2 protein-coding genes are annotated in these 4,051 nt (G+C 68.0%); both read right to left on the reverse strand.

The window, feature by feature from the left end; genetic code table 11:
• Positions 1-2,637: ATP-binding protein (locus tag QOI01_RS21510; RefSeq protein WP_526384512.1), on the reverse strand; the 2,637-nt coding region annotated here is incomplete at its 3' end.
• 113 nt (positions 2,638-2,750) lie between these two features.
• Positions 2,751-3,953 carry a menaquinone reductase MenJ gene (menJ, locus tag QOI01_RS21515; protein WP_526384514.1) on the reverse strand — a complete coding sequence of 401 codons (1,203 nt, stop codon included), beginning with the start codon at positions 3,951-3,953 and terminating at the stop codon, positions 2,751-2,753.
• Between the last annotated feature and the right edge of the window lie 98 nt (positions 3,954-4,051).

Genomic DNA, 4,051 nt, shown 5'->3' on the forward strand with positions numbered 1-4,051 from the left:
GACGTCGCGGTTGGTCATGCCGGACGAGACCAGGTCTGCTACCCGCTGTTCGGGAGGCGTCAGTACCGAACCGCGCGCCGGATCGACATTCGTCCGATCGATCTCGTTGCGCGCTCGGGCTGCCCAGAGTGAAGCCCCCATCCTGTCGAATTCGCGCAACGCCTCCGCGAACGTCTCGGCAGCGGCTTGTTTCAAACGCTTGCGGCGTTGCAGCTGGCCGAGCAGAAGAAGGGTGCGTGCCCGGTCGAACGGCATTTGCAGACGGTCGTGCTCCGCCATGGCCCTGGTGACCGTGCGCATCGCCTCGTCGAGATCGCCCTTGGCGGCCCACCACATGGCACGACACCGAGCACCGACCGCCAGCAACCACGGCCGGTCCAACCGCTGGCCGTCGGCCTCCAGCTTCTCGATCAAGGGCTCGGACGCGGCGATGTGGCCCACGTTGATCAGCGCTTCGATGGCGTCGGGGGCGTAGTCCTTGTTCCTGATCTCGGCGCCGGGCAGTGTGTCGAACGCGTCGACGAGCGGCTGAAGGACCTTCTGCGCGTCTTCGTAGTTCGCCATCGATACGTCGACGAAGCCCAGAATCGTCATCGCCCGGAGCGCGAGCTGGGGTGTACCGCATTCGAGCGCGATCGCAAGCGCGGCGTTGGCGTCGCTGCGGGCATCCGCCGCACCACCCAGGTGGGCCGCCACCGTAGCCCGCATCGCAAGTGCCACGCCCCGAATATGTTGGGTGTCAATGTGTTCGGCACGCTCCATGGCCTCTTCGGCGACCGCCTCCGCTGCGGCGAAGTCACCGCGCCATACTTCGGAAAGCGCGCTGCTGGCGGCAATCGACATGACGTCGTTCTCGGCTCCGCGTTCCAGGTAGAGCCGCTTGATGTCGATCGTTCCGATTCGCGCCTCCTCCAGCTTGCCCGTCCACGCGTCGGTGAACACCCTGACCGCGCTGGCCCGAAACTGAATGGGGACGTCGTCTTCGAGATCTTCCAAATCGAGTGCGCGCTGCAGACTCTGCTCGTCGACGCCGTCGCCGCGCAAGCACTTCGCCAACACCAACATTGCAAGCACCTGACTGGTCGGCCCGGGCATGGACAGGCCGTCGGCGTGCTCCAACGCCTGCTGGGCTTGACGAACGGAGTCGTCCGCCTTGCCGCAATAGGTGTACGCGAAGGACGACAGCAGCAGGCTCCGCACCATCAGGACGTGGTCGCCATCTGCGTCGTTGAGCGCGCCGTCGAGCAGGTCGATGGCTTCGAGCAGGCTGTCGTCGTAGATCCGAATGGCTGCCAGCAGATTCAAGGCACTCGCGCGCAGAGGGCCAGGCGCAAGCTCGTCCACGGTCGACTTGAGCAACTTGTCGGCGCGTTCGGACTCGCCTGCGCGAAAGTGGTGCTCGGCGCACCGGATTCGGCGCTTCGGTGTGTCGCCACCCAGGTTGATGGCGAGGTCCAACAGCTCGGCGGCGGCTGCCGGCGCGCCCCGTGCCCAGGCTGAGTCCGCAGCGGTGTCGAGAGCCAACAGCGTCGAGGGCTCCGCGCTGGACGCGGCCAGCGCGAGGTGCCGCGCACGGAGCTCGGGCTGCACGACGATCTCAGCCAAGGTGCGATGCATGTGCCTGCGACGGACGGGTCCTACGACGCTGTACACGCCGCGCGCGAGCAGCGGGTGGCTAAAGCGGACGCGGTTGCCGTCGATCTGAACGATGCCGTCGCTCTCCGCCACCTCGAGAAGCTCGACGACGCGCTCGGTGGTCTGGTCGCTGGCTTCGGCGAGTGCGTCGACCGTCGGGGTGCCGACGCAGGCGGCCGCCAGCAGCACGGTGAGAGTCTCGTCGCCGAGCTGGTCCAGTCGGGCGCGCACCAGGTCGGACAACGAGCCCGGCAGGTCGGTCTCCAAGCCGGTTGACCGGTCGCCCATCGAGCGTGCCAGCTCGAGTGCGTAGAAGGGGTTCCCGCCGGATATCTCGTGGATCCGCACGGTCGTCGGCCGAGGGAAGGTGCGACCGAGGCGGGTGGAGATCATCTCGCGCAGCGCGCCGAGGCTGAGCGGGCTGACGTGCACGCGTTCCACCCCGTCCAGCCGGTTCAGCTGCAGCCACGCGGCGCCATGTCCTGCGGCGGCATCGGTGCGCTCGGTGACCACCACCCCGATGCGTCCCTTGAGGCGGCGTGCGGCGAATGCGACGACTGCCCGGCTCGACGGGTCCAGCCATTGCACGTCGTCGATTGCCACGAGCAGCGGTGCGCCGGATGAAAGCTTGTCGGCGAGGCTGAGGAAGGCGGACGCCACCACGCGTTCGTCGGTGGCTGGACCCGTCTGTTCGTCTCGGGACATCACTCTGTCGATGGCCACCCGCTGCACGTGGGGCAGGCTCGCCAGTTCCTCTGGGCGCACGCTGTCCAGCAGGTCCGCCAACGCGCCGTACGCCATACCCGATTCGGCTGCGCCTGCCAGGGCCGACAGCACCTGAAATCCACGTTCTCGCGCCTGCTTCGCGGTCGCCGACCAGAGCGAGGTCTTGCCGATCCCCGCCTCGCCCTCGATGACGAGCACTGACGGGCGAATTTCGCTGGACTCGAGAAACGCGGCGACGGCGCATGACTCCGCCGTCTGTTCTGTCCCAGGCTGCATGATCCCCCCGCCGACATTTCTCCCCAACCGTCAATTATTCCTATCTTCGCAGACGGCAAACATGTATTCGCGCGCAATGACCGCAAACGACAACAAGAACACTTCCGGCAAAGTCAGCTGAACGGCTTGCGCGCGTCGATCCGTCGCGAGCCGGTGCCAGCACCTCGCCAGATGCGGGCGATCCAGTCGGCGTCCTCGTCGGTGACCAGGTTGCCCATCACCCGGACGGCCACCTCCATGAGGAAGTGCGAGCGCATCGCGATGGGCCCGACGGTCGGCAGGAAACGGGGGATGGTGAGCAACAGGGCCAGCCGCCGCGCGACGGAGAACCCGTGGGCGTAGTGCCGATGCAGTTCGGCGGGCCACGCCTGGGACAGATCGCCGGTGCCCAGCATCTCGGCGGCCAGCCGACCGGTCTCGAGTCCGTAGTCGATGCCCTCGCCGTTGAGGGGGTTGACGCAGGCCGCGGCATCGCCGATCAGCATCCAGTTGGGCCCTGCGACACCGGACACGGCGCCACCCATCGGCAACAACGCCGACAGCGCAGCACGTGGTTGGCCGACGAAGCCCCACTCGTCGCGTCGCAGGTCGGTGTAGTGCGCCAGGAGTGGACGCAGCGCCGCGTGGGCGGGCCGCTTCGAGGTGGCCAACGCGCCGACGCCGATGTTCACCTCCCCATTGCCGAGGGGAAAGATCCAACCGTAGCCGGGTAGCACCTCTCCGGCCGGCGAGCGCAGCTCCAGGTGTGAGGTGATCCAGGGTTCGCTGTTTCGCGGAGTGCCGAGGTAGCCGCGGATCGCCACGCCGTAGACGGTCTCCTTGTGCCACTCGCGGCCGAGCAGCCGGCCGAGCGTCGAGCGGGCGCCGTCGGCGACGATCAACTGCTCGCATCCGATGGTGTCGCCGTCCTCGAGCGTGACCGACGTCGCGCGACCACCTGAGTCGTGTTCCACGCCAACGGCTTTCAGTCCCAGCAGCATCTTCGCTCCGTCGTCGACGGCCACGGAGCGGATGCGTTCGTCGAGTTCGGTGCGGGGAACGGCGCTGCCAGTCGCCGGGAACGACGGGCCCGGCCACTCGATCTCCACGTCGGCGCCGAAGCCCGACATGCGCAGGCCGCGGTTGCGGACCTTGGCGTCGAGCCACGGTCCGAGGCCCAGCAACTCCAGTTCGGCTACCGCGCGGGGGGTGAGCCCGTCACCGCAGGCCTTGTCCCGCGGGAACTGCTGACCGTCGATCACCAGCACGTCGCGGCCCTTGCGGACGGCCCACGCAGCGGCGGCGGAACCGGCCGGTCCGGCGCCGATCACGACCACGTCGGCTTTCTTGCCATCCCGGGTCGCTTCGCTCCTGCCCTCCGCCGTCGATTTACCCCGGGTCGCTTCGCTCCTGCCCTCCGCCGCGGTGTCCACAC

The organism is Mycobacterium sp., assembly GCF_032162605.1.
GTDB lineage: Bacteria > Actinomycetota > Actinomycetes > Mycobacteriales > Mycobacteriaceae > Mycobacterium.